The 23,813-nt window shown below is 72.7% G+C and carries 22 protein-coding genes; 15 read left to right on the top strand and 7 right to left on the bottom strand.

What is annotated here, in order from left to right:
- Positions 1–201: 201 nt before the first annotated feature.
- From ACFE7W_RS17940 to ACFE7W_RS17915, 6 genes are all read left to right on the top strand, one after another.
- Positions 202–1,182 carry a helix-turn-helix transcriptional regulator gene (locus ACFE7W_RS17940; protein WP_375426192.1) on the top strand — a complete coding sequence of 327 codons (981 nt, stop codon included), beginning with the start codon at positions 202–204 and terminating at the stop codon, positions 1,180–1,182.
- Positions 1,183–1,293: 111 nt separating this feature from the next.
- Positions 1,294–1,491 (top strand): hypothetical protein, encoded by a 198-nt coding sequence (locus ACFE7W_RS17935; RefSeq protein ID WP_375426191.1) that lies wholly within the window; start codon positions 1,294–1,296, stop codon positions 1,489–1,491.
- Between the two features lie 91 nt (positions 1,492–1,582).
- Complete coding sequence (tatA, locus tag ACFE7W_RS17930; RefSeq protein ID WP_375426190.1) at positions 1,583–1,996, top strand: twin-arginine translocase TatA/TatE family subunit; 414 nt, start codon at positions 1,583–1,585, stop codon at positions 1,994–1,996.
- 97 nt (positions 1,997–2,093) lie between these two features.
- Positions 2,094–2,930, top strand: coding sequence for a twin-arginine translocase subunit TatC (tatC, locus tag ACFE7W_RS17925; protein ID WP_375426189.1), 837 nt, complete (start codon positions 2,094–2,096; stop codon positions 2,928–2,930).
- Between the two features lie 3 nt (positions 2,931–2,933).
- Positions 2,934–3,830 (top strand): diacylglycerol/lipid kinase family protein, encoded by an 897-nt coding sequence (locus ACFE7W_RS17920; RefSeq protein ID WP_375426188.1) that lies wholly within the window; start codon positions 2,934–2,936, stop codon positions 3,828–3,830.
- Positions 3,831–3,842: 12 nt separating this feature from the next.
- Entirely contained in the window at positions 3,843–6,767 is a 2,925-nt protein-coding gene (locus tag ACFE7W_RS17915) for a DEAD/DEAH box helicase (protein ID WP_375426187.1), read from the top strand.
- A 23-nt stretch (positions 6,768–6,790) separates the two neighbouring features.
- Here ACFE7W_RS17915 and ACFE7W_RS17910 read toward each other — a convergent pair whose 3' ends face one another.
- The gene (locus ACFE7W_RS17910; RefSeq protein ID WP_375426186.1) at positions 6,791–8,065 is read right to left on the bottom strand and encodes an MFS transporter; all 1,275 of its coding nucleotides are present in this window, start codon (positions 8,063–8,065) and stop codon (positions 6,791–6,793) included.
- Entirely contained in the window at positions 8,062–9,252 is a 1,191-nt protein-coding gene (gene argE, locus ACFE7W_RS17905; RefSeq protein WP_375426185.1) for an acetylornithine deacetylase, read from the bottom strand. The genes ACFE7W_RS17910 and argE overlap by 4 nt, the downstream gene beginning before the upstream one ends.
- Positions 9,253–9,403: 151 nt before the next feature.
- Between argE and ACFE7W_RS17900 the strand changes: the two genes are divergently transcribed.
- Positions 9,404–11,338 (top strand): S8 family serine peptidase, encoded by a 1,935-nt coding sequence (locus ACFE7W_RS17900; RefSeq protein ID WP_375426184.1) that lies wholly within the window; start codon positions 9,404–9,406, stop codon positions 11,336–11,338.
- Between the two features lie 22 nt (positions 11,339–11,360).
- Here the strand turns inward: ACFE7W_RS17900 and ACFE7W_RS17895 are convergent, their stop codons facing one another.
- The gene (locus tag ACFE7W_RS17895) at positions 11,361–12,815 is read right to left on the bottom strand and encodes a metallopeptidase TldD-related protein (protein ID WP_375426183.1); all 1,455 of its coding nucleotides are present in this window, start codon (positions 12,813–12,815) and stop codon (positions 11,361–11,363) included.
- Positions 12,815–14,314, bottom strand: coding sequence for a TldD/PmbA family protein (locus tag ACFE7W_RS17890; RefSeq protein WP_375426182.1), 1,500 nt, complete (start codon positions 14,312–14,314; stop codon positions 12,815–12,817). The genes ACFE7W_RS17895 and ACFE7W_RS17890 overlap by 1 nt, the downstream gene beginning before the upstream one ends.
- Before the next feature lie 65 nt (positions 14,315–14,379).
- On the opposite strand from ACFE7W_RS17890, the gene hisF reads away from it, so the two are divergent.
- From hisF to ACFE7W_RS17860, 6 genes are all read left to right on the top strand, one after another.
- Entirely contained in the window at positions 14,380–15,153 is a 774-nt protein-coding gene (hisF, locus tag ACFE7W_RS17885; protein WP_375426181.1) for an imidazole glycerol phosphate synthase subunit HisF, read from the top strand.
- Positions 15,154–15,192: 39 nt separating this feature from the next.
- Positions 15,193–16,128: a 2-hydroxyacid dehydrogenase gene (locus tag ACFE7W_RS17880; RefSeq protein WP_375426180.1), complete on the top strand. Its 936-nt coding sequence runs from the start codon at positions 15,193–15,195 to the stop codon at positions 16,126–16,128.
- Entirely contained in the window at positions 16,125–16,553 is a 429-nt protein-coding gene (locus ACFE7W_RS17875; protein ID WP_375426179.1) for an HIT family protein, read from the top strand. The genes ACFE7W_RS17880 and ACFE7W_RS17875 overlap by 4 nt, the downstream gene beginning before the upstream one ends.
- Positions 16,550–17,803 carry a glycosyltransferase 87 family protein gene (locus ACFE7W_RS17870; protein ID WP_375426178.1) on the top strand — a complete coding sequence of 418 codons (1,254 nt, stop codon included), beginning with the start codon at positions 16,550–16,552 and terminating at the stop codon, positions 17,801–17,803. The genes ACFE7W_RS17875 and ACFE7W_RS17870 overlap by 4 nt, the downstream gene beginning before the upstream one ends.
- 10 nt (positions 17,804–17,813) lie before the next feature.
- Positions 17,814–19,541 (top strand): dihydroxy-acid dehydratase, encoded by a 1,728-nt coding sequence (gene ilvD, locus ACFE7W_RS17865; protein WP_375426177.1) that lies wholly within the window; start codon positions 17,814–17,816, stop codon positions 19,539–19,541.
- Between the two features lie 88 nt (positions 19,542–19,629).
- A complete protein-coding gene (locus tag ACFE7W_RS17860) occupies positions 19,630–20,808 on the top strand; it encodes a winged helix DNA-binding domain-containing protein (RefSeq protein WP_375426176.1) in 1,179 nt (392 codons plus the stop codon).
- A 22-nt stretch (positions 20,809–20,830) separates the two neighbouring features.
- Here ACFE7W_RS17860 and ACFE7W_RS17855 read toward each other — a convergent pair whose 3' ends face one another.
- Genes ACFE7W_RS17855 through ACFE7W_RS17845 form a run of 3 tightly spaced genes read right to left on the bottom strand, consistent with a single transcriptional unit; the run spans position 20,831 to position 21,912 of the window.
- A complete protein-coding gene (locus ACFE7W_RS17855) occupies positions 20,831–21,178 on the bottom strand; it encodes a type II toxin-antitoxin system PemK/MazF family toxin (RefSeq protein WP_375426175.1) in 348 nt (115 codons plus the stop codon).
- The gene (locus tag ACFE7W_RS17850) at positions 21,165–21,395 is read right to left on the bottom strand and encodes a ribbon-helix-helix domain-containing protein (RefSeq protein WP_375426174.1); all 231 of its coding nucleotides are present in this window, start codon (positions 21,393–21,395) and stop codon (positions 21,165–21,167) included. The genes ACFE7W_RS17855 and ACFE7W_RS17850 overlap by 14 nt, the downstream gene beginning before the upstream one ends.
- 34 nt (positions 21,396–21,429) lie before the next feature.
- On the bottom strand, positions 21,430–21,912 hold the full coding sequence (locus ACFE7W_RS17845; RefSeq protein WP_375426173.1) for a VOC family protein: 483 nt from the start codon (positions 21,910–21,912) through the stop codon (positions 21,430–21,432).
- Positions 21,913–21,939: 27 nt separating this feature from the next.
- Here ACFE7W_RS17845 and ACFE7W_RS17840 point away from each other — a divergent pair, with 27 nt between their 5' ends.
- Positions 21,940–22,794: a helix-turn-helix domain-containing protein gene (locus ACFE7W_RS17840; RefSeq protein ID WP_375426172.1), complete on the top strand. Its 855-nt coding sequence runs from the start codon at positions 21,940–21,942 to the stop codon at positions 22,792–22,794.
- Positions 22,791–23,732, top strand: coding sequence for an aminoglycoside phosphotransferase family protein (locus ACFE7W_RS17835; protein WP_375426171.1), 942 nt, complete (start codon positions 22,791–22,793; stop codon positions 23,730–23,732). Before ACFE7W_RS17840 ends, ACFE7W_RS17835 begins: the two co-directional genes overlap by 4 nt.
- Positions 23,733–23,813: the final 81 nt, after the last annotated feature.

The following is a 23,813-nucleotide window of genomic DNA, read 5'->3' as shown; positions in this document are numbered from 1 at the left end:
GAGGGGCGTGTCGCCCGGAATCGCTCCTCACTCCCGAGAGGCTCCACCCATGACCGTGTCCGAGGGTCGCGCTCCGCGCTCCGAGGTCCTGAGTTCCGCCCGGTCTCGCTCGTTCGTCCCGATTCCGGACGACGGCAATCTGCACTGCTCGAGAGGGGCGTGTCGCCCGGAATCGCTCCTCACTCCCGAGAGGCTCCACCCATGACCTCGCAGGCGCAGGTCCGGCGACTGCTCAGCCTGGTCCCATACCTGCGTGAGCACGACGGGGCGGCGATGGCCGACGTCGCCCGCGCCTTCGACATCAGTGTCCGTACGCTGCGGGAGGACCTCAACGTCCTCTGGATGTGCGGTCTGCCCGGCCTCAGCCCGGGCGACCTGATCGACATCGACATGGACGCGGTCGAGGGCGAGGGCGTCATCCACCTCAGCAACGCCGACTACCTCACCCGGCCGCTGCGGCTGTCGGCGGACGAGGCGCTGGCCCTGGTCCTGGGGCTCCGCACGCTGCGCGAGATCGCCGGGCCGGGTCAGCGGGCCGCGGTGGACCGTGCTCTGAGCAAGCTGGAGGTGGCCACCGGCTCCTCGACGACCGACCGGGCGAGCGTGGCCGTGACCGCCGGCCAGGACGAGGTGCAGGCCAGGATCACCGACGCTCTCCAGCGCGGCCGACGCCTCGACCTCACCTACGACGTGGCGTCGCGGGCCGAGACCACCCGGCGTCAGGTCGACCCGCTGCGCGTGTTCGTGCTCGAGGGCTACGGCTACCTGGAAGCGTGGTGCTACTCCGCGGCGGCGCTGCGCACCTTCCGGCTGGACCGGGTGGCGGAGGCGACCGTCACCGAGACTCCGGTCGCGCCGCACGACGTCCGGCTGAAGGACCTGTCCACCGGCTGGTTCGAAGCCCTCCGCGACGCCCCGCTGGTCACGCTGGACCTGGCGCCCGAGGCTGCCTGGGTGGCGGAGTACTACCCGACCGAGGCCACGTCGGCCCGCGTCGACGGCGGCCTGACCGTCACCCTCCGCGTCACCGACCCCGCCTGGCTCCGCGGTCTGCTGCTGCAGCTGCGCGGCGGTGCCGTGGTGGTCGCTCCGGCGGGCGCCGGAGACTCCGCGGCCGAGGCTGCCCAGGAGGCCCTCGACCAGTACGCCGCACTGCTCGGCGCCGGCTCAGTCCGCGGCTGAGCCCTCGGCCGGGCGATCGGTGGCGGCTCCCGGACGTCGAGTACCACCGTGGGTGCGCCGGCTCAGGCGTCGTCGGGGATGGCTCCGGTCGACGGGCACTAGGCTGCTCAGGTGCTCTGGGTCTGGGTCTTCGTCGCGATCGCCGTCGGCGGGCTGGTCATGCTGATCAGCTACGCGGTCTGGCTGGCGCACAAGACGGCCGACCTGCTCAGCGAGGTGGGCGTGCTGGCCGACCAGGCCGGTCAGCTGGGCGATCTGCTGGCCCAGATCCAGCCCGCCGGGCCCTCGGCTCCGAACCATCGGACGTAGGCTCGACTGAGGGCTCCAGCCGGACCGACCGACGTAGGATGGGCCCGACGCACGATCGAGGGCGTTCGCCGCGTCTCGGAGAAGAGGATTCATGTTCCCGCTGGCCATGTTCGGACTCGGTGTCCCCGAGCTGTTGATCATTCTTGCTGTGGTGCTGCTGCTCTTCGGAGGCTCGCGGCTCGCCGGGCTCGGCAAGAGCACCGGTCGCGCGCTCAAGGAGTTCAAGGAGGAGACCAAGGGTCTCAAGGCGGGCGAGACCCCGCCGGCGCCCGGCGTCGTCGGCCAGAGCCCGTACCAGACCGAGGCCGGCTCGACCTTCGTACCCTCGCCGCAGGCCAACCCGTACCCCCAGCCGGAGCCCGGCGTGACGTACAACCAGCCGCCGCAGCAGGGTGAGGTCCACTACGACGCCCCGCCGCAGAACGGGCAGCCGACCAACGGTGCTCCCTACGGTCAGCCGTCACAGGCTCAGCCGACCGAGCGTGACGCTCGCCGCGACGTCTGACCTCGTCGGGGTCTAGGTGTCTCTGAGCGTCAGGGGCCGGCCGATCCACCTCAGCCTCGCCTGGCTGAAGCCTCCGCCGTTGCCCGCCGACGGGTCCATGACCTTGTTCGAGCACCTGCGTGAGCTGCGCTACCGGCTCGTGGTGGCCGCGCTGGCGATTGTGGCCGGCACGGTCATCGCGTGGTTCTTCCGGGAGCAGTTGGTGGACGTGCTCATGCAGCCCTACCACCAGGCGGCCGCGGCCCTCAAGGCCAAGAACCCGGACGCGCAGATCATCGTCGTCAACACGGGCCTGGCGTCCCCGTTCACCCTGGCGCTCAAGGTCTCGGCACTGGCGGGGATCATCCTCACGTCGCCGATCTGGCTCTGGCAGGTGTGGTCGTTCATCGTGCCGGGCCTGCTGGCCAAGGAGAAGAAGTGGGCGCTGATCTTCATCGGCGCGGCCACCCCGCTGTTCCTGGCCGGGGTGTGGGTGGGCTACATCGTGATGCCCAAGGGCATCGCCGTGCTGCTGGGCTTCACCTCCTCGGGGGTGGCGAACCTGCAGGACCTCAACCAGTTCTTGTCCTTCCTGATGCGGATGATGGTGGTCTTCGGGCTGGCGTTCGAGATCCCGCTCGTGGTGCTGCTGCTCAACATCCTCGGCGTCGTCCCGGCCCATTACCTGGCCAAGTACCGGACCTACGTCATCTTCGGCACGTTCGTGTTCGGGGCGGTGGCCACGCCCTCGACCGACCCGTTCTCGATGCTGGCGCTGGCGCTGCCGATGACGGTGCTGTTCCTGGCCGCGGAGGTGATCGCCCACATCCTCGACCGCCGCAAGGTGCGTCGGGCGGCCATCGGCGGCGATGACCTGGTGGTCGCGGGCAGCGTCGAGAACGACCGGGCCCTGCAGCGGCTCAACGACGAGGCCGACCCGCCCGCCGCGGGCTGACCGGTGGCTCGACAGATCAGCCTGGTGGTCAACCCGACCGCCCGGCGGGGTCGGGGCGCGGCCACCCTGGCGGCAGTCGAGGCCCGGCTCCGTGCGTCCGGTGCGCAGCTCGAGACACTCCGCAGCACGAGCTGGTCCCACGCGGAGCAGCTGATGGCCGCCGCGGTCCGTCGCGGCGTCGACGTCCTCGCCGTGATGGGGGGCGACGGCATGATGCACCTCGGGCTGAACGCCTGCGCCGACGCGGGCGGGTTGGGCCGGACGGCGCTCGGGATGATCCCGGCCGGCACCGGGAACGACCTCGCCCGGGGTGTCGGGCTGGACCCGGAGGACACCCTGGCCGCTGCCGACGTGGTCGCTGCCGACCACCGCGGCGCGCTCGACCTGATCCGGGCGGGGGACCGCTACGTCGGCGCGGTGCTGGCCACCGGCTTCGACGCCCGGGTCAACGAGCGCGCCAACGCGATGCGCTGGCCGCGGGGTTCGCTCCGCTACACCGTGGCGGCGCTGGCCGAGCTCGGCGTCTTCCGCCCGCTGACCTACCGGTTGACCCTCGACGGCGTCGTCCGCGAGCAGCCGGCCATGCTGGTCGCCGTCGGCAACACCACCACCTACGGCGGCGGGCTGCGCATCTGCCCGCGGGCCGACCCGACCGACGGACTGCTGGACGTCACCGTCGTCCACCCGGTGAGCCGGCTCAAGCTGCTGCAGCTGCTGCCGCAGATGCGGTCCGGACGCTTCGCCCGCGACCCCTGCGTCGAGCAGCTCCGCGTCCGCGCCGTGACCGTGGCGGGTGAGGGGCTGGTCGGCTACGGCGACGGCGAACGGCTGGGGGCGACCCCGATCGAGGTGACCGTCGCGCCGCGGGCGCTGCCGCTGGTGGTTGCCGCAGCCCGGTAACTTGGCTGCACCATGTCCGCTTCCCCTCTCGACCCCTCCCTCGACGCGCCGCAGAGCCCAGCCGAGGCGTACGCCCGGTTCCGGCACACCCAGCAGTCGCCCCGGCTGCGCGAGTTCGCCGACGGCTACGGCTTCGCGTTCGACGACTACCAGCGCGAGGCCTGCGCCCACGTCGAGGCGGGCTCCGGCGTCCTGGTGGCGGCCCCGACCGGCGCCGGCAAGACGATCGTCGGGGAGTTCGCCGTCTTCCTGGCCCTGGCGCAGGGTCGCAAGTGCTTCTACACCACGCCGATCAAGGCCCTGTCGAACCAGAAGTACACCGACCTGGTCCGTCGGCACGGCGCGGCCAACGTCGGCCTGCTCACCGGTGACTCCTCGGTGAACTCCGAGGCGCCCGTGGTGGTGATGACCACCGAGGTCCTCCGGAACATGATCTACGCCGGCTCGGCAACGCTGGCCAACCTCGGCTTCGTGGTGATGGACGAGGTGCACTACCTCGCCGACCGGTTCCGGGGTGCCGTCTGGGAGGAGGTGATCATCGGACTGGCCGAGTCCGTCCAGGTGGTGGCCCTGTCGGCGACGGTCAGCAACGCCGAGGAGTTCGGGGAATGGCTGGGTGCCGTCCGCGGCGAGATGTCGGTGGTGGTCTCCGAGCGCCGGCCCGTGCCGCTGTTCCAGCACGTCATGGTGGGACCGACCATCTTCGACCTGTTCGCGGGCGACGCGCCCACCGCCGTGGCGGCGCCGGTCAAGGGCGGCCACGAGGTCAACCCGGCGCTGCTCAAGGTCGCCCGGGAGGAGTCCCGCTACGTCCGGGACGACTCGCGCAAGCCGCGCGGCCGCAACGGCCGCGGTCGGACCAGCAGCTATGGCAGCGGCTCCTACGGCGGCGGCGCCCACAGCTCGCGGGCCGACAGCGGCGGCCGCCGACCCCGTTCGCTCATGGCGCCCAGCCGGGCCGAGATGATCGAGCGGCTGGACGAGCAGGCGCTGCTGCCGGCGATCGTGTTCATCTTCTCCCGGGTCGGCTGCGACGGCGCGGTCCGGCAGCTGCTCGCCTCCGGCGTCCGGCTGACCACCGGCTCGGCCCAGGCCGAGATCAGCGCGATCCTGGACCGCCACATCTCCGGCCTCTCGCCGGCCGACCTGCGGGCGCTGGACTACGAACGCTTCGCCGAGGCCCTGGTCCGCGGGGTCGCGGCCCACCACGCGGGCATGCTGCCGGCCTTCAAGGAGTGCGTGGAGGAAGCCTTCGTGAGAGGCCTGGTCAAGGTGGTGTTCGCCACCGAGACGCTGGCGCTGGGCATCAACATGCCGGCACGCAGCGTGGTGCTGGAGAAGCTGGTCAAGTACAACGGCGAGACCCACGCCGACATCACGCCGGGGGAGTACACCCAGCTCACCGGGCGGGCCGGGCGTCGCGGCATCGACGTGGAGGGCCACGCCGTCGTCCTCTGGCAGCCGGGACTGGACCCGCGGGCTGTGGCCGGACTGGCCTCGCGGCGGACCTACCCGCTCAACTCCTCGTTCGCCCCGACGTACAACATGGCCGTCAACCTGGTCTCGAGCGTCGGCCGGCAACGCGCCCGGACGCTGCTCGAGCAGTCCTTCGCGCAGTTCCAGTCCGACCGGTCCGTGGTCGGCGTGGCCCGCACGCTGGCCAAGAACACCGACGCCATCGCGGGCTACCTGGAGTCGGCGCAGTGCGACCGCGGCGACTTCGCGGCGTACGCGCGGCTGCGGGCCGAGGTGGCCGAGCTGGAGGCCTCCGCCGCGCGGGAGCGGCGGACCGACCGGCGCGCCGAGTCCACCCAGGCGTTGCTCGGGCTCAAACCCGGCGACATCATCCGGGTCCCGAGCGGCCGCAGCCAGGGCTGGGTGGTGGTCATCGACCCGGGCACCCGGGTGGACCAGCAGGGTCCGCGGCCGCTGGTGATGACCGAGGAACGGCAGGTGCGCCGGCTCTCGCTCGCCGACTTCCCCGCCCCGCCCGCGGTGGTCGGCCGGATGAAGATCGGCAAGCAGTTCAACCCGAAGGAACCGGCCTCACGCCGCAACCTCGCCGCCGCGTTCCGCAGCCGGCTCGCCGAGGTCGACCTGACGCCCACCCGGGCCCGCAGCGGAGCGTTGGAGTCCGAGCTCGCCGAGCGGATCGCCGGCCTGCGTGACGAGCTCCGCCGGCACCCCTGCCACCTGTGTCCGGACCGGGAGAGCCACGCCCGCTGGGCGGAGCGGGCCCTGAAGCTCGAGCGCGACAATGCCCGGCTGCAGGCGCGGTCGGACACCCGGACCAACACGATCGCCACGCACTTCGACCGGATCTGCCTGGTCCTGGAGTCGCTCGGCTACCTGACCGACGACGCCTCCTCGGGCAACGGACGGCTGCAGGTGACCCCGGCCGGGCGCACGCTCGCCCGGATCTACTCCGAGCTCGACCTGGTGGCCGCCGAGTGCATCCGGGCCGGCGTCCTCGACGGGCTGACCGCCCCCCAGCTGGCGGCGGTGCTCGCGTCGCTGGTGTTCCAGGCCCGACGTAGCGACGACGGCGCGCGACGACCACGGATGCCGGACGCCCGCAGCAACGACGCGATGACGCAGGTGCGGCGGATCTGGCGAGAGGTCTCGCTGGTGGAACGAGACGCCCGGCTCCCGCGTGGACCGGAGCCCGAGATCGGTTTCAGCGAGATCGCCTTCGGCTGGGCCGCGGGTCGCTCGCTCTCGGCGGTGCTGGCCGACAGTGACCTGACCGCGGGGGACTTCGTGCGCTGGGTCCGCCAGGTCACCGACTTCGCCGGCCAGGTCTCCGACGCCGCCGGCCCCGGAGAGCTGCGCCAGACCTGCCGTCAGCTGCTGGTGGCCATGCGTCGCGGGGTGGTCACCTACTCCGCCGACGAGGAGGACACGGCGGACGACGTGAGGGGCGGCGACCTGCCCTGAGCCCCTGGCGCCCCTCGCCAGGGTCAGTCCGCGTAGCGGCGGGCCCGGATGACCAGCAGGCCCAGCAGGGACACCACGGCGACAGCCATGAAGTACCAGCTGGGGGAGAGCAGGCTGCCGGAGGTGCTGATCAGGGCGGTCAGCAGGATGGGGGCGAAGCCGCCGAACAGCGTGACGCCGAGGTTGTAGGAGATCGACAGCCCGGTGGTGCGGATCGCTGTCGGGAACATGAAGCTGAGCAGGGCCGGTAGCGGGCCGAAGTAGGTCGCCATCTGGATCCCGAGGACCACCTGGACCAGGGTGAGGACCAGCACCGACGGGTGCGCGACCAGGATCGCGAACAGGGGCAGCGACAGGACCAGCGAGACGACGGCGGCCACCAGCATGATTCGCAACGGCCCCACGCGGTCGGCCAGGTGTCCGATCTGCGGCACCCCGAACAGGCTGACCAGGCCGCTGATGATGCCGCCGAGGAAGCCGGCGTAGCGCGGCAGCCCGAGGTTGGTGACCGCGAAGGTCGGCAGGTAGAGGATCAGGTAGACCGAGATCGACGCGAGGCCGACGGCGGCCGCGGCGCTGAGCACCCGGCCCGGGTGGCCCCGCAGGGTCTGCAGCACGGGCGACTTCACCCGTTCCGCCGTGGCAAACTCGGCCGTCTCGGACATCCGCAGCCGGATGTAGAGCCCGACCGGACCCACCAGCAGGCCGAAGAAGAACGGCACCCGCCAGCCCCAGGAGCTCAGCTGGGCGGGGGACAGGCCGACGTTCAGGCCGAACCCGAACGCCGAGGCCAGGAACAGCGCAGCTCCCTGGGTGGCCACCTGCCAGGAGGCGTAGTACGCCTTGTGCTGCGGCGCGCTCTCCACCAGGTAGGTGGTCGAGGTACCGAACTCCCCGCCCGCCGAGAACCCTTGCACCAGCCGCGACGCCAGGATGACCAGGCCCGCCGCCGGTCCGATCATCGAGGCGGGCGGGGCCACGGCCATCAGCCCGGTGCCCAGGGTCATCAGGCCGATGGTCAGGGTGAGTGCGGCCTTGCGGCCCGAGCGGTCGGCGTAGGAGCCGAGCACCAGCGCGCCGAGGGGACGGATCAGATACGACGTCGCGAAGGCGCCGAAGGTGAACAGCAGCCCGGTGACGCCCCCCGCCTCGGGGAAGAACAGCTTGCTGATCACCACCGCGAACGAGGCGTAGACGATGATGTCGAACCACTCGAGCGCGTTGCCCACCGAGGACGCGATCACGGCCCGCCGGGCGGTGACGCGCTCGGCGTCGGAGAGTGTCGCGGACGTGCTCATCGGCCACTGCCGGTCGGAGCGCCGAGGGCGGTGACGAGGGCGCCGAGGTAGTCCTCGCAGGCAAGCACCTGGTCCAGCTCGACGTACTCATCGGCCGCGTGCGCCTGGGCGATGTCGCCCGGCCCGCAGACCACCGCGTCGATGCCGGCGTTCGCGAACTGGCCGGCCTCGGTGCCGTAGGTGACCTTGTCGGTGCTCCGGGTGCCGCCGAGGGCGACGGACAGCCGGTACGCCGGACCGTTGTCGTCGCTGTCCAGGCTCGGCACCAGCGGCCCCACGAGCACCTCTACCGACGCGTCCGGATGCTCGGCCCGCATCTGGGCCTCCAGCTCACGGGCCCGGGCGGTGATGGTCTCGATCACGGCCATCGGGTCGTCGTCGCCGACGGTGCGGAACTCGTACTGCAGCGAGCACCGCTCCGGCACCGTGTTGCTGGCGATGCCGCCCGAGATCACGTTCACCCCGGCCGTGGTGAACGGCACCCGGTACCGCTCGTCGAAGGGCCCGTTGGCGCGGCGGCCGTCGGCGAGCTCACGGACGGCGGACGCGGCCCGGGCGGCGTACTCGATGGCGTTCACGCCGTCGGGTGTGAGCGAGGAGTGGGCCGAGCGGCCGTGGAAGACCAGCTCCACCAGGTTGCTGGACTTGTGGCCGGCGATCACCCGCATGCTGGTCGGCTCACCGACCAGGCAGACCCGCGGCGGCTCGGGCCAGGCGGCCATCGCCGCAGCGATCTCACCACCGCCGATGCAGCCGACCTCCTCGTCGTAGGAGAAGGCGAGGTGCACGGGCTCCGCCAGGGCGGCCGCGGCCAGGTCGGGCAGCAGGTGCATGATCACGCCGAGGTAGGACTTCATGTCGGCCGTGCCGCGCCCGTACAGCCGACCCGCACGGATCTCGGGCACGAACGGGTCACTGCTCCAGCGCTGGCCGTCCACCGGCACCACGTCGGTGTGACCCGACAGCACCACCCCACCGCCGGTCCGGCCGTCCGCGGCGGCCAGGGTCACCAGCAGGTTCGTCTTGCTGCCGTCGGCGTTCGGCAGCCGGACCGGTTCCAGGCCGAGGCGACGGACCTCATCCTCCACGAGGCCGATCAGCTCGAGGTTGGAGCTCCGGCTGGTCGTGTCCAACGACACGAGCCGCTCGATCCAGGGCAGGGAGGCGGGGGTCGTCGACGCGGGCACGGTCGCCAGTCTTTCGCACCCTCGGTCGGCCGGCGCGGCAGCCCGGGACTCGCCGGATCGAGCCGGACCGTGACGGGCGCCCGTCGGCAGTGGTTGACTGACGCCGGCGGTCCTCGGGGAGGATCGACCGCTCCCGGACGAAGGAGTCGGAATGCCTCGAGCGCGCACCAGCCAGGGTCGACGTCGGCACGGTCTGATCGGCAGGCTGCGCGGAGCGGTGGTGCTCGCGGTGCTCGCTCTCGGCGCTGCCACGGTAACCCCGGCCGCCGCTGCGCCGCCCTCGTCCACGGTGGCGGCCTCCACCGCCGAGACCGCGACCGCCGCGACCTCCGACACCGCCGTCGCGTCCCCCTCGTCCACGCGTCACCCCCGGCCCCTCCCGCGCTCCAGCGCCGGTCGGCGGCTCTTCCTGGTCGAGGCCACGAGCAGCAAGGCCTCGGCGGTGGCGGTGAAGCAGGTCCGCCGTGCCGGGGGCACGGTGACGCGGCGCTACGGCACCGTGATCACCGGCTTCGCCGCCACCCTGACCGTCGCGCAGGCCCGGGCGCTGCGGACCCACGCCGGCATCCGGACGGTGACCCGCGACCGGGCGATCGTCGCCAACCCCTGCCTCGGCTGCCCGCCGGAGTCGCTGAGCCGGGAGGCGGTCGCGAACTGGGGGCTGCTCCGGCTGTCCTCGCGCACGGCCGTGACCCTGGAACCGCAGGAGCCCAACGGCCCGGTCTACCGCTACGACTCCGACGGGGAGGGCGTGACAGCATTCGTGCTCGACTCGGGCATCACCGCGGGCGGTGAGCTGCAGAGCGACCGTGTCCGGCCAGGCCGAGACTTCGTCGGCGGGTCCGCGGACGCCGCCTGTCGCCGCCACGGCACGCACGTGGCCGACATCATCGGCGGCGATGTCACCGGGGTGGCCGACCGGGTGTCGCTGGTGCCGCTCCGGGTCTTCGCGTGCTCGGGTCAGGGCCGCTGGAGCAACGTCATCGCGGCGCTGGACTGGGCGGTCACCCACCGGCCGCACGGGCCCGCCGTGGTCAACCTCAGCGGGTCGAGCGCGGCCTTCACCCTCGGCGACCGGGCCGTCCGCGCCACCATCGCGCACGGCCTGCCCGTCGTGGTCTCGGCCGGCAACGCTGGGCGAAGCGCCTGCCGGTACAGCCCCGCCCGGGTGCCTGCCGTACTGACCGTGGCCTCCACCGGCATCGACGACCGGCTGGCGCCCAGCTCGAACGCCGGCCCGTGCGTCGACCTGCTGGCTCCGGGGGTGGACATCGCCACCACCGACGGCGCGGTGAGCGGCACCTCGTTCGCCGCCGCGCACGTCACGGGCGCCGTGGCCCGCTACCTGGAGAACCACCGCAGCGCCAGCCCGGCCGCGGTGGCGCAGTACCTGCGGGCCCAGGCGACGAGAGGCGTCGTTCCGGCGCGTCGCGGGGCGCCGGACCGGCTGCTCTACCTCCCGGCGCCCGTGCCGCCGGGCGGGCCGCGGAGTGTCGGGTGGAGCAAGGACGACAACGCGAACACCATCACCGCCACCTGGTCACCGCCGGCGCAGGTCGGGAGCGCGCACCTCACCAACTACGGCGTCTGCTTCAACGCCAGCAACGTGATCACCCAGTTCCCCGGCCCGGTCTGCTCCTACACCTCCGCCACGGCCAGGACGCTGACCATCGGCGGCGGCCGGGACGGCGTCTCGCTGGAGGACGACGGGATCTACACCGTCTACGTCGTCGCGGTCAGCAAGGCAGGCAGCGGGCTGAGCGGCAGCACCGACATCCGGCTGGCACCGGCGCTACCGGTCGCGCCGGGGCTGACGGCGACGGTGGACGAGGAGGCCGGAGGCATCCTGCTCTTCGTCACCCCCGTCGAGCAGTACGGCACCGGACCGATCACCGCCTACCGGTGGACTCGGGACGGCGTCGACCAGGACGGGAACGGACCGGTGTCGGTGACCACGGACACCACCAACAGCTTCTACGAGTTCACCAACCTGGTGCACGGCCAGACCTACCACTTCAGCGTCGCCCTGGTCACCGCGGCCGGCGCCGGAGCCGAAGCCACCGTGACCGCGACCTACCCCGGCTAGATGCTCCGGTCGGGGCACGCCACTAGGAGGCCTGGCTCACCGTCGACATGACGAAGTCGGGGACTCTGACCGGCGGCATGACCGTCCGGTTGAAGAAGTCGTTCCACTCCCGGCACAGGGTCTGCTCGGGCGCGCCGACCTCGGTGATCCGGCCGAGCAGCTCGATCGGGGACTCGTTGAAGCGGAAGTTGTTCACCGCCCCGGTGACCTGGCCGTCCTCGACCAGGTAGACCCCGTCGCGGGTGAGGCCCGTCAGCAGCAGCCGTTCCGGGTCGACCTCGCGGATGTACCAAAGGCAGGTCAGCAGCAGCCCGCGCTTGGTCGTGCTGATCATCTCGGCCAGGGACGCCTGCCCCTGCGAGGTTTCGCCGGGCGTCGGACCCGCGCCGTCGGGCAAGATCAACTCGCCGAGCTCCATGATCAGGTTGTCCGCGGGTGGGGTGGCCCGCAGCCCCGTCTTCGCTGCCTGGGCGCGGTTGCGGACCAGCTCGGTGAGCACGCCGCCGGTGACCCAGGACGTTGCCGGGACCTCCAGCCCGGCGTCGAACACCCACGACGTCCCGTCGGCCGTCGCGGTGGTGTCCACGAACGGCACCGTCTCCAAACCAGGGGTGGCGGGGTCGGACCGCAGCGTGAGGGGCAACGGGGACAGCCGCTGACCGATCCTGGTCCGGCCCTCGCCTGCGGCATAGACGTTGCGACCCTCCTCGGCGTCGCGGGCGTTCGCCGTCCAGTACGCGTAGATCATCAGGTCGGCCACCGCTCCGGGCGGTAGCAGCGTCTCGTACCGGCCGGGCGGCAGCTCGACCCTGGTCGACGCCCAGCCGAGCCGGGTACCGAGCTCGGCGTAGCCGGCAGCGACGTCGACGTCGGTGAAGTCGCGGGTCGCCGCACCGACCCAGGCGGACGCGCCCAGGTCGGCGGTCTTGCCGTTGAACTCGAACCGGCCGGTGGGCTGCACCCCGCGGCGGCGCAGGCCGGCGCTGCTGCCGAGGTAGCTGGTGGTCACGATGTGCTCGGCGAAGCCGTAGAGCAGGCGGCCGTCGGTGACGGCCTGCGCGAAGGCCGCGCCCAGATCCTGGGCCAGCTGCTGCAGCACCTCGATGCTGGTGGTCGCGGGTGGCTCAGGCCACTCGGGCGCGGGCGCGTCGGCGCCGAGCAGCGGGGCGGCGTTTTCCGACGGGGGACCGCTGCGGGCGGCCTGTTCGGCCGCGGCCACCACCGCCGCCACCTCCTCGGACCCGGAGAGCTCGCGGCTGACCGTGCCCACCGCGGTGCCGCCCTCGACCGGGGCCGTGGCCACGACGGTCAGGGTGCGGCTGTGCATCTCACCGTTGGTGGTCAGCGCGTTGGCGGCCCAGCGCAGGTTGGCTTCCCAGCGCTCGGTCAGGTGGACGCAGACGGGCAGGGTCGCGGCGGCCAACGCCAGCTCGACCAGCTCCTGGACCGTCGGGTCCTGCGGGCTCGCGTCGGTCATCAGATGCCTCCTTCGGCGGCGGTGTTGAGCACGTTGACGCCGCGGAACAGGGCTGACGGGCAGCCGTGGGAGACCGGCGCCGCCTGCCCGGGCTGGCCCTTGCCGCAGTTGAAGGCCCCGCCCAACAGGTAGGTGCCGGGACCGCCGACGGCCTCCATCGAGCGCCAGAAGTCCGTCGTGGTCGCCTGGTAGGCCACGTCCTTCAGCTGCCCGACGATCCGGCCGTCGGTGATCCGGTAGAACCGCTGCCCGGTGAACTGGAAGTTGTAGCGCTGCATGTCGATGGACCAGGACTTGTCGCCCACGACGTAGATGCCGCGCTCGACCCCGGCCACCAGCTCCGACGTGCTCGGCCCGTCCGGCGCCGGCTGCAGCGAGACGTTCGGCATCCGCTGCATCGGGATGTGGCCGGGACCGTCGGCGAAGGCACAGCCGTTCGAGCGGCCGAGCTGCTTCTCCGCGGCCATCTGGCGGTTCAGCTGGTAGCCGACCAGGGTGCCGTCGCGGATCAGGTCGAACTCCTGCGCGGCCACTCCCTCGTCGTCGTAGCCGATGGTGGACAGGCCGTGCTCGACGGTGCGGTCGCCGGTGACCGTCATCACCGGGCTGCCGTAGTGCAGGGCGCCGAGCTGGTCGAAGGTCGCGAACGAGGTGCCCGCGTAGGCCGCTTCGTAGCCCAGGGCCCGGTCGAGCTCGGTGGCGTGCCCGATCGACTCGTGGATGGTCAGGAACAGGTTCGTCGGGTCGATCACCAGGTCGTAGCGGCCGGCCTCGACGCTCGGCGCGGCGACGTGCTCGGCCAGGATCTCGGGCAGCTGGGCCACCTCGGCGTCGAAGTCCCAGCCCGTGCCGGTCAGGTACTCCCAGCCGCGGCCGGCCGGCGGGGCCAGCGTCCGCATCGTGTCGAACCCCGAGCTGCCCACCCGGATGGCGGTCAGCCGCGGCAGCGTGCGCACCCGCTGCTGCCGGACGGACGTGCCGGCCAGGTTGGCGAAGTACTTGTTCTCCAGAACGTACTCCACGCCAGCGCTGGTGTGGGTGACCCCCGGCGCGGCCAGCAGCGTCTCGCTCAACGCCAGCATCCGCGCCTGCTGCTCGGCCTCGTCGACGTCGAACGGGTTGACCTCGTAGGCCGAGACCCAGCGCGCGTCGGCGTGGACCGGCTCGTCGGCCAGCTCCACCATCTCGCTGGTCAGCGGCTTGGCCACCCGCGCGGTGGCGACGGCCCGTTCAGCCAGCCGCGTCGCCACCTCCGCGGTCAGGGCGATGTCGGAGGCGAAGCCCCAGACCCCCTCGAACAGCACCCGGACGGCGAGCCCGAGCGTCTGGCTGGTCGAGGAGCTCTCCAGGGCTAGGTCACGGAACTCCTGACCGGCGCCGCGGATCCGCTCCACCCGCAGGTCGGCGTAGGAGCAGCCCAGCTCGGCCGCCCGGGACAGGGCGGCGTCGGTCAGTCGTTCGAGGGGCAGGTCGAGAAAGCTGGGGTCCAGTTCCGGCACGGCGGCAGCCTAACCGGCCCGGGTGACAGCGCGTCCGGCCCGTTCGCTCGCCTAGAGTGACGGCCATGTCGGTCGCCGTCCGGGTCATCCCGTGCCTGGACGTGCACGAGGGTCGGGTGGTCAAGGGCGTCAACTTCGCCGACCTCCGCGACGCCGGCGACCCGGTCGCCCTGGGCACGCTTTACGGCGACGAGGGGGCCGACGAGCTGACCTTCCTCGACGTCTCGGCCTCGGTCGAGGGACGCGCCACCACGCTCGAGGTCGTCCGGCGGACGGCCGAGACGGTACTGATCCCGCTCACCGTCGGCGGCGGCGTGAGCTCGGCCGAGGACGTGGACGTGCTGCTGCGGGCCGGCGCGGACAAGGTCTCGATCAACACGGCCGCCGTCCGGCGGCCCGAGGTGATCCGTGAGATCGCCGCCCGGTTCGGCAACCAGGTGCTGGTGCTCTCGGTGGACGCCCGGCGCGCGGCGCACGCCCCGTCCGGGTTCGAGGTGACCACCCACGGCGGCCGACAGTCGGCCGGCCTGGACGCCGTCGAGTGGTCGGAGCGGGCCGCCGAGCTCGGCGTGGGGGAGATCCTGCTCAACTCCATCGACGCCGACGGCACGACCGACGGCTTCGACCTGGCGATGATCGCCGCGGTCCGCGCTGTGGTCGACGTGCCGCTGATCGCCTCGGGCGGGGCCGGGCGGCTCGCCGACTTCGCGCCCGCGGTGGCGGCCGGAGCCGACGCGGTGCTCGCGGCCACGGTGTTCCACTTTGGTAGCGTGCGGATCGCCGACGTCAAGCTGGCGCTCCGCGAGGCCGGGTTCCCCGTGCGCCTCAGCGCCGCCTGATCGCACCGCCTGATCCGCCGCTCGAACAAGGAGCTGTCCGTGTCTTCCCACCCCCTCGCCTGGCTGCCCTACCGCAGCCTGGCCGAAGCCGAGTCCCGCATCGGCGGCGTGCCGGACGGCGTGACCGTCGCGTGCTTCGAGGGCGAGGACGACTGGCCGGACTCGATCGCCGACGTCAGCTTCTTCGTGGTCCCCTACCTCAAGGGGCCGGAGGTGTTGTCCCGCGCCGGGGAGATGAGCAGCCTGGCCGTGGTGCAGACCCTCACAGCCGGCGTGGAGAACTTCCTGCCGGTCGTGCCGGAGGGCGTCACCCTCTGCAACGCCGCCGGGGTGCACGACGCCAGCACCGCCGAGATCGCCCTGGCCCTGGCGCTGGCCCAGGGCCGCCACCTCGACGAGTTCGCCCGGCTGCAGAGCACCGGCACCTGGCAGCCCCGCTTCGGCAGCGCGCTCGCCGACCGGCGGGTGCTGGTCCTCGGCTACGGCCACATCGGCGAGGCGATCGAGGCCCGGCTCGCCGGCTTCGAGGTCGCGTCGGTGACCCGGGTGGCGCGCCGGGCACGGGAAGGGTCGCCGACCGTGCACGCCATCGCCGAGCTGCCCGCGCTGCTGCCCGAGGCCGACGTGGTGTTCGTGATCGCCCCGCACACCCCGCAGACCGAGGGCCTCCTCGGCGCGGAGCAGCTCGCCCTGCTGCCCGATGACGCCCTGGTCGTCAACGTGGCCCGGGGCAAGCTGGTGGACACCGACGCACTGCTCGCCGAGACCGGCTCGGGCCGGCTGCGCGCCGCCCTGGACGTCACCGAGCCGGAGCCGCTGCCGCCCGACCACCCGCTGTGGCGGGTGCCCAACGTGCTCATCTCACCCCACGTCGGTGGAGCCAGCACGGCGTTCTGGCCACGCGCGGACCGGTTGATCGCCTCGCAGCTGCGTCGCTTCGCCGCCGGCGAGGACCTGCAGAACGTCATCCGGTGATCGACCTCGTCGTCGACCCCGACTGTGTCTTCTGCGCCATCGTGGCCGGCGCCCTGCCGTCTTACCCGGTCTACTCCGACGAGTACGCGGTGGCCTTCCTCGACCTGGCCCCGTGGCACCGCGGGCACACCCTCGTCGTGCCCCGGCGGCACGTGCCCGACCTGGTGACGGGGGAACCCGTGCTGGCCGAGATCGCTCCCGCGGTCGACGCGGTGGCCCGGCTGCTGAAGCACCGGCTCGCGGCGGACGGGGTCAACCTGCTGTCCTCGGCGGGTCCGGTGGCCGGCCAGGAGGTCTTCCACCTGCACGTCCACGTGGTGCCGCGGTACGCCGACGAGCCCGGCATCCAGCGGCTGGTCAACCCGGCGAGCGCGCCCGAAGGTGAGCTGGAGTCGGTCCGGCGGCAGCTCGAGGGGGAGCCGTGAGCTCCGCCGTCGCGGCCCCGGGGCACCGGGACCGGCTGAGGTCCGGCCGGCTGCTGGTCGAGCTGCTGCCCCCGCTCGTGGTGGCTCTGGTGATCCTGCCGTACGTCATCTCCTACGGGACGTTCCGGCCGTGGGCGCCGTCGACGATCGACCTGCAGGTGTACGTCTACGCCGTCCACGACATGCTCGCGGGTCTCGACATCTTCCAGACGAAGACGCCGTTCTGGAACCTCTACTTCATCTACCCGCCGATCGCGGCCGTCCTCATGGTGCCGCTGGCGTTCGGGCCCTACGTGATGTGGCAGGTGATCTGGACGGCCGTCCTGGTGCTGGCCCAGCAGGCGGTGCTGCAGCGTTGCGGGATCCCGCGCGGCTGGAAGCTCGGTCTGCTCGGCGTCGCGGTCGTCCTCGCGGTCGAGCCGATCCGGACGACACTGGGCTACGGCCAGGTCAACACCATGCTGATGGCCCTGGTCGTCCTGGACCTGCTGCCGAGCCGAACCGGCCGGCGGCGTCGGGTCCCCCAAGGCGTCTGGATCGGCCTCGCGGCGGCGATCAAGCTCACCCCGCTGCTCTTCGTCGTCTTCCTCTTCCTGACCGGGCGCCGGCGGGCCGCGCTCACCGGGGCGGTCAGCTTCGCGGTCTTCACCGGCATCGGCGCGATCTTCCTGCCGCACCAGACCCTGAGCTTCTTCACCGGGCTGTCCGGCGGCGACACCCGGACCGCCTCCCCCCTCTACTCCGGCAACCAGTCGCTGCTCGGGGTGTTCTTCCGTCTGGGTGACAGCTCGCGCACCACGACCCTGCTGGGGCTCGGCGTCGCCGGCATCGTGGCCCTGCTCGGTGCCGTGGTGGGCGCGCACTGGTGGGGGCGCGGCCAGCGGGTGTTCGCGGTCGCGCTGGTCGGGCTCTGCACCTGCCTGGCCTCCCCGCTCTCGTGGACCCACCACTACGTCTGGATCCTGCCCATGGCGGTCGCGGTGGTCACCGCGCGAATCCCGCGCTGGAGCCGGCTGCTGGCCGGCGCCTGGGTGCTGTGGGTCTGCGCGTGCCTCCCGCTGGCGGTGCTGCCCTACGGCGGCGGCCGCGAGCGCAGCTTCACCGCGCTGCAGCAGCTGGTCGCGAACCTGGGGCCGGCGCTGGGCGTGGTGCTGGTCGTCGGGCTCGCGCTGGGGCTGGTGACCGGCGCCCGTGGCCAGCACGCGCTCCGCAGGACGGACGCTTCCAGGGCGGCGGCGCCGGCGGCGTAGGTTGGCGGCCATGAGCGCCGACACCACCACGATCGACCCGACCGCCCCTCCCGCCGCCGCTACCGGGGTGGACATCAAGCCGCGCTCACGGGTCGTCACCGACGGCCTCGAGGCGACGGCGTCACGGGGGATGCTGCGGGCGGTCGGGATGGGCGACGACGACTGGGTCAAGCCGCAGGTCGGGGTGGCGTCCAGCTGGAACGAGATCACGCCCTGCAACCTGTCGCTCGACCGGCTGGCCAAGGCGGTCAAGGACGGGGTGCACGCGGCCGGCGGCTACCCGCTGGAGTTCGGCACCATCTCGGTCTCCGACGGCATCTCGATGGGCCACGAGGGCATGCACTACTCCCTGGTCAGCCGGGAGATCATCGCCGACTCGGTCGAGACGGTGATGAGCGCCGAACGGCTCGACGGATCGGTGCTGCTGGCCGGCTGCGACAAGTCGCTGCCGGGGATGCTGATGGCCGCCGCCCGCCTCGACCTGGCCTCGGTCTTCCTCTACGCCGGCTCGATCATGCCCGGCAAGGTGGGGGACCGGGACGTGACGATCATCGACGCGTTCGAGGCCGTCGGGGCGTGCCTGAGCGGGCTGATCACGCGCGAGCAGGTGACCGAGATCGAGAAGGCCATCTGTCCGGGCGAGGGTGCCTGCGGCGGCATGTACACCGCGAACACGATGGCCAGTGCGGCCGAGGCGCTGGGCATGTCGCTGCCCGGCTCGGCCGCCCCGCCCGCCGTCGACCGGCGCCGTGACGGATTCGCCCGGCGGAGCGGGATGGCCGTGGTCGAGATGCTGCGGCAGGGCATCACCGCCCGCCAGATCCTCACCAAGGAGGCGTTCGAGAACGCCATCGCCGTGGTGATGGCCTTCGGCGGCTCCACCAACGCCGTGCTGCACCTGCTGGCCATCGCCGCCGAGGCCGAGGTCGAGCTGACCCTGGACGACTTCGTCCGGGTGGGCAGGAAGGTGCCGCACCTGGGCGACCTCAAACCGTTCGGTCGCTACGTGATGAACGACGTCGACCGGGTCGGCGGCGTGCCCGTGGTGATGAAGGCCCTGCTGGACGCCGGGCTGATGCACGGTGACTGCCTCACCGTCACGGGCAAGACGATGGCGGAGAACCTGGCCGACATCGCGCCACCCGACGTGGACGGCACCATCGTCCGCGCGCTCAGCAACCCGATCCACGCCACCGGCGGCATCACCATCCTGCGCGGCTCGCTGGCACCCGAGGGTGCGGTGGTCAAGAGCGCCGGCTTCGACACCGACGTCTGGCGCGGGACCGCCCGGGTGTTCGACGGCGAGCGCGCCGCCATGGACGCCCTCGAGGACGGCACCGTGACCAAGGGCGACGTGGTGGTCATCCGCTACGAGGGCCCCAAGGGCGGCCCCGGCATGCGCGAGATGCTGGCCATCACCGGCGCGATCAAGGGTGCGGGACTCGGCAAGGACGTCATGCTGATCACCGACGGCCGCTTCTCCGGCGGCACGACGGGACTCTGCGTCGGCCACATCGCCCCCGAGGCCACCGAGGGCGGTCCCATCGCCTTGGTCCGTGACGGCGACCCCATCGTCCTCGACGTCGCCGGCGGCACGCTCGAGCTCGAGGTCGACGAGGCCGAGCTGACCGAGCGTCGGACCACGTGGGTCCCGGCGACGCGCCCCGTCCGGCGCGGCGTCCTGGCCAAGTACGCCAAGCTCGTCAAGTCCGCCAACGTCGGTGCCGTCTGCAGTTGAGGCTCGGGTCCCCGACCGACTTGTCAGACCTCAGTTGTCCTAGGGGACAACTGGATTCTGACAACTCGGCCAGGAGGTGGGCAGTCCCGTGCGGGTGATCGGGGTCGAGGAGCGGCGGGCACGGTTGGCGGCACGGCACCGGCTGCTGTCCTCAGCGCGTACCGACGACCTGCCGCAGCTGTCCGACGACCTCGTCGCGCTGCACTCCTCCGACCCGGTGACGGTCTACCTCTCGGCCCTGGCCCGGATGGTGACGCCCTCGCTGCTGGCGGTGGGGCGCGCGCTCTACGACGACCGGACGCTGATCCGGCACCACGCCATGCGGCGGACGCTCTGGGTGGGTACGCCAGCCACCGTCCGGCGGCTGCACGCGGCGGCGACGCGGGCCTTGGTGGCCCCGGAACGCAAGCGGACCCTCGGCATGCTGGCCGCGTCGGGGGTGGCCGACCCGGAGTCCTGGCTGGACGGGGCTCGTGACCTGGTGCTCGCCGACCTGGAGACGCACGGCCCCAGCACGGCGCGTGAGCTGGGTCGGCGGATCCCGGCCCTGGCCCGGCCGCTCCAGCTGGCCTCCGGCACCCAGTACGCCGCGACGCAGGCCGCCCACACCCGGGTCACGCTGAACCTCGGCTTCACCGGCGACGTGCTGCGCACCCGACCCACGGGCAGCTGGGTCAACGGGGCGTACCGGTACGCCCGGGCGGAGGACTGGCTCCCCGGCGGTCTCGGCGGCCAGGACCCGGCCGAGGCCGCAGCCGACCTGGCCGAGCACTATCTACGGCGCTTCGGCCCGGCGACGACCGTCGACCTGCAGTGGTGGACGGGCTGGACGAAGACCGGGACGGTACGGGCGCTGGCCGCCGCGGCCGTAGTGCCCGTCGAGCTGGAGGAGGGCCGGGCCTGGCTGGCCGCCGGCGACGAGGGCTCGCCCGACCCGGAGCCGTGGGTGGCCGTGCTGCCCAGCCTCGATCCGACCACGATGGGCTGGAAGGAACGTGCCTGGTACCTCCCCAGCGGCGCGACCGACGCGTTCGACCGCCGCGGCAACGCCGGCCCGACCCTCTGGGTGGACGGCCGCGTCGTCGGTGCCTGGGCGCAGGCCAAGGACGGCCGGCTGAGCACCCACTACTTCGAGCGCGTCCCCGCCGAGCGTCGCGACCAGCTCGCCGAGCGGCTGGCCGTGCTCGCGGCCGAGATCGGCGACACCCGGTTCACCGTGCGCTTCCCCGGTCTGATCCAGCCGAGGATCCTCGCCGAAGCCGGCTGAGCTGCTGACCCGGACCCGCTCCTCAGAGCTGCAGGTGCAGCCGGAGCGCGTCGTCGAGCTCAGCCATCACCGGCGCCGGAACTCGCCCCAGGACGCGACCGAGCCGCTCGACGCTGACGGAGCGCACCTGCTCGGCTTGGGCCTTCGAGTCCACCCGCAGGCCCGTGGCGTCGGCGCTCAGCCGCGTCTGGAACGGGTAGACCCGCTCGACGTTGCTGGTCACGGGGACCACGGTCACCACGCCGCGGCCCGACCTCGTCGCCGCCGCGTTCACCTGGTCGTTGCTGACGACCACCGCCGGCCGCTGCTTGTTCGCCTCGTTGCCGCGAGCCGGCTCCAGGTCGGTCAGGCAGATCTCACCGCGTCGCACGGTCGAGTCCGTCCGCCGCTGTGCTGTCCCACACCGACTGCTCGCCGCCGGACTCCCACTCGTCCCAGGCCGCCTGGTAGTCCTGTTCCAGCTCGCCGAGCCTGAGCATCCGGATGGCCCGCTGCACCGCGGCGGACCGGGAGGGGAGACCCGCGGTGCGGACGAAGTCGTCGAGCGCAGCCACGTCGGTCGCGGGCAGACTCACACTGAGTTTCACACCCTGATGCTACCGCGGTAGCAAGGGGCTGGCGTCAGCCTGGCCGGCTCGCGGCCCACTCGGCCAGCCGGCGCTCCTGCTCGGCGGGGGACACCTCCTCGACGCGGGTCATGATCGACCAGCGGTGGCCGAAGGGGTCCAGGACGGAGGCGAACCGGTCGCCGGTGACGAAGGTGGTCGGGGGCTCCCGGAGCACGGCGCCCAGCTCGACCGCCCGAGCGGTGACAGCGTCGACCTCAGCGAGATAGAGGGCGATCGAGTGGGTGGCGCGGTCCTCGCCGCCGCCCACGGGTGCGTCCGGGGCGACCAGCTTGTACGCCTCGGCCGCGTCGCCGAGTTGCAGCCGACCGGTTCCGAAGTCGAGCTCGGCGTGGGCGACCCCGCCGTCCGGGGTATCCATCCGGCTGACCACGGTGGCGCCGAAGGCCTCGGTGTAGAAGGCGATGGCCGCGTCGCCGTCGGCCACGCAGAGAAAGGGGGTGAGGCTGGTGTATCCCGCAGGAATGGTGTCGGTCATGTCAGTCACTCTGGCTAGGTTCGGGTGGTGAGCACTTGGAGGAACGCGCCAGCGACCGTGGAGCCGGTCCGCGCGCTGGTCCGGCGGCCGGCCAGCACGGCCGCGTTCGACACCCAGCGGTTCGCGGTGCCCGAGCAGCTGCGGCCCTGGTTCGCCTACCTCTGGACCGTGGACTGGGACCGTCGCGGGGCTGAGCCGCTGACCTCGACCGTGATCACCTATCCCGCGCTGCACCTCACGGCCGAGGACGGCGACCCCGGCGAGGTCCGGCACGGCGTCGTGCTGCCGGCCACCCTGCTGCACGGTTCGGGCACCCACGTCTTCCGGATCACCCTCAGTGGGACGGGCTCGGTGGTCGGCGCCCGGTTCACCCCCGGGGGGTTCGCCGCCTGGACGGGGGTCGACGCCGCGGCGCTGACCGATCGGGCCGCGCTCGTGGGCGAGCTGCTGCCGCGCTTCGCCGGTACGCACGAGCGGACCGCCGGGCTGGGTCCCGGCGAGCGCGCCGCCGCCTTCACGGCGGGCCTGACGGAGCATCGCGCCGCCGCGCCGGCCGACGATGACCTGACGGAGCTGGTCCGGCGGATGGAGCAGGACGCCACCCTGGTCCGGGTCGAGCAGGTCGCGACCCTCAGCGGCTGGTCGGCCCGCACCCTGCAGCGGCGGTTCCGCGCCAACCTCGGGGTCTCACCGAAGTGGGCACTGGCCCGGTTCCGGCTGCAGGAGGCGGCGCTGGCCCTCGAGCAGGACCCGGGCGTCGACCTCTCCGCACTCGCGGTGGAGCTCGGATGGTACGACCAAGCCCACCTCACCAACGCCTTCCGTCGGCTCCTGGGCGAGACCCCCGCGCAGTACGCGGCCCGGGCCCGGCCGCCGTCGTGACGCGGCCGGTCGCGCCGCTGCGGCTGCAGCCCCTCACCCGAGCCCGGATCCGCGCGCTCGGGGACGAGGGCTCGGCCTGGGAGGCCCGCCTGCCCCGGCTGCTGTCCGAGCTGGCGGCTGAGTGGTCACTCACCCTCGGCGGTCCCAAGCCCGGAGGCAGCAGCTCCTACGTGACGAGCGCCCGCACCGGCGCGGGCGGCGAGGTGGTGCTCAAGGTGAGCCTGCCGGACCCGCAGCTGGTGCACGAGGCCGACACCCTCCGGCGGGCCGACGGTCGCGGCTACGTCCGGCTGCTGGCGGCCGACCCGGGACGCGGCGCGCTGCTGCTGGAGGCGCTGGGGGTGAGCCTGCAGCACGCGACTCTGCCGGTCCCCGATCAGCTGGCCCTGCTGGCCGACACCCTGGCACTGGCCTGGCAGCCGGCAGACGAGCACCCCGACGCCGCCCGGGACAAGGCACGCGACCTGGGCGACTTCGTGGCCCAGGCCTGGATCGAGCAGGACCGGCCGTGCCCGGAGGCGGTGGTCGACCGGGCCCTGACGTACGCCCAGCGTCGCCGGTCCGACCCGGGAGAGCCGGTCTTCCTGCACGGCGACCCGCATCCCGGCAACCTGCTGGCGGTGCCGTCGGGACGCCCCGGTGGCGAGACCGGGTGGTGCTTCATCGACCCGAGCGGCTTCGTCGCGGACCGGGCCTACGACCTCGGGGTCGTGCTGCGCGACTGGTCCGGTCGGCTGGCCGGGTCTGGTGCGCGACCCCGGCTGGCGCAGTGGTGCCGGCTGCTGGCTGAGCGCAGCGGCGTCGACGCCACCCGGATCTGGGAGTGGAGCTACCTCGAGCGGGTCTCGACCGGGCTCTACCTGCGCTCTTTCGGCGCCGACCGCGCCGGGGCCCCGTTCCTCCGTTCGGCTGAGCTGCTGCTCGACGCGAACTGCTAGGACGCCCGAGCGTCCTTCCGCATGTCAAGACATCTCGTGTCCGCGTTGGCCGGGCGACCACGGGGGACCTATCGTGTTGCT

Origin of the sequence: uncultured Friedmanniella sp., from assembly GCF_964244285.1 — a bacterium.
Lineage (GTDB): Bacteria > Actinomycetota > Actinomycetes > Propionibacteriales > Propionibacteriaceae > Microlunatus.
This window is presented reverse-complemented; position numbering and strand designations above follow the sequence as displayed.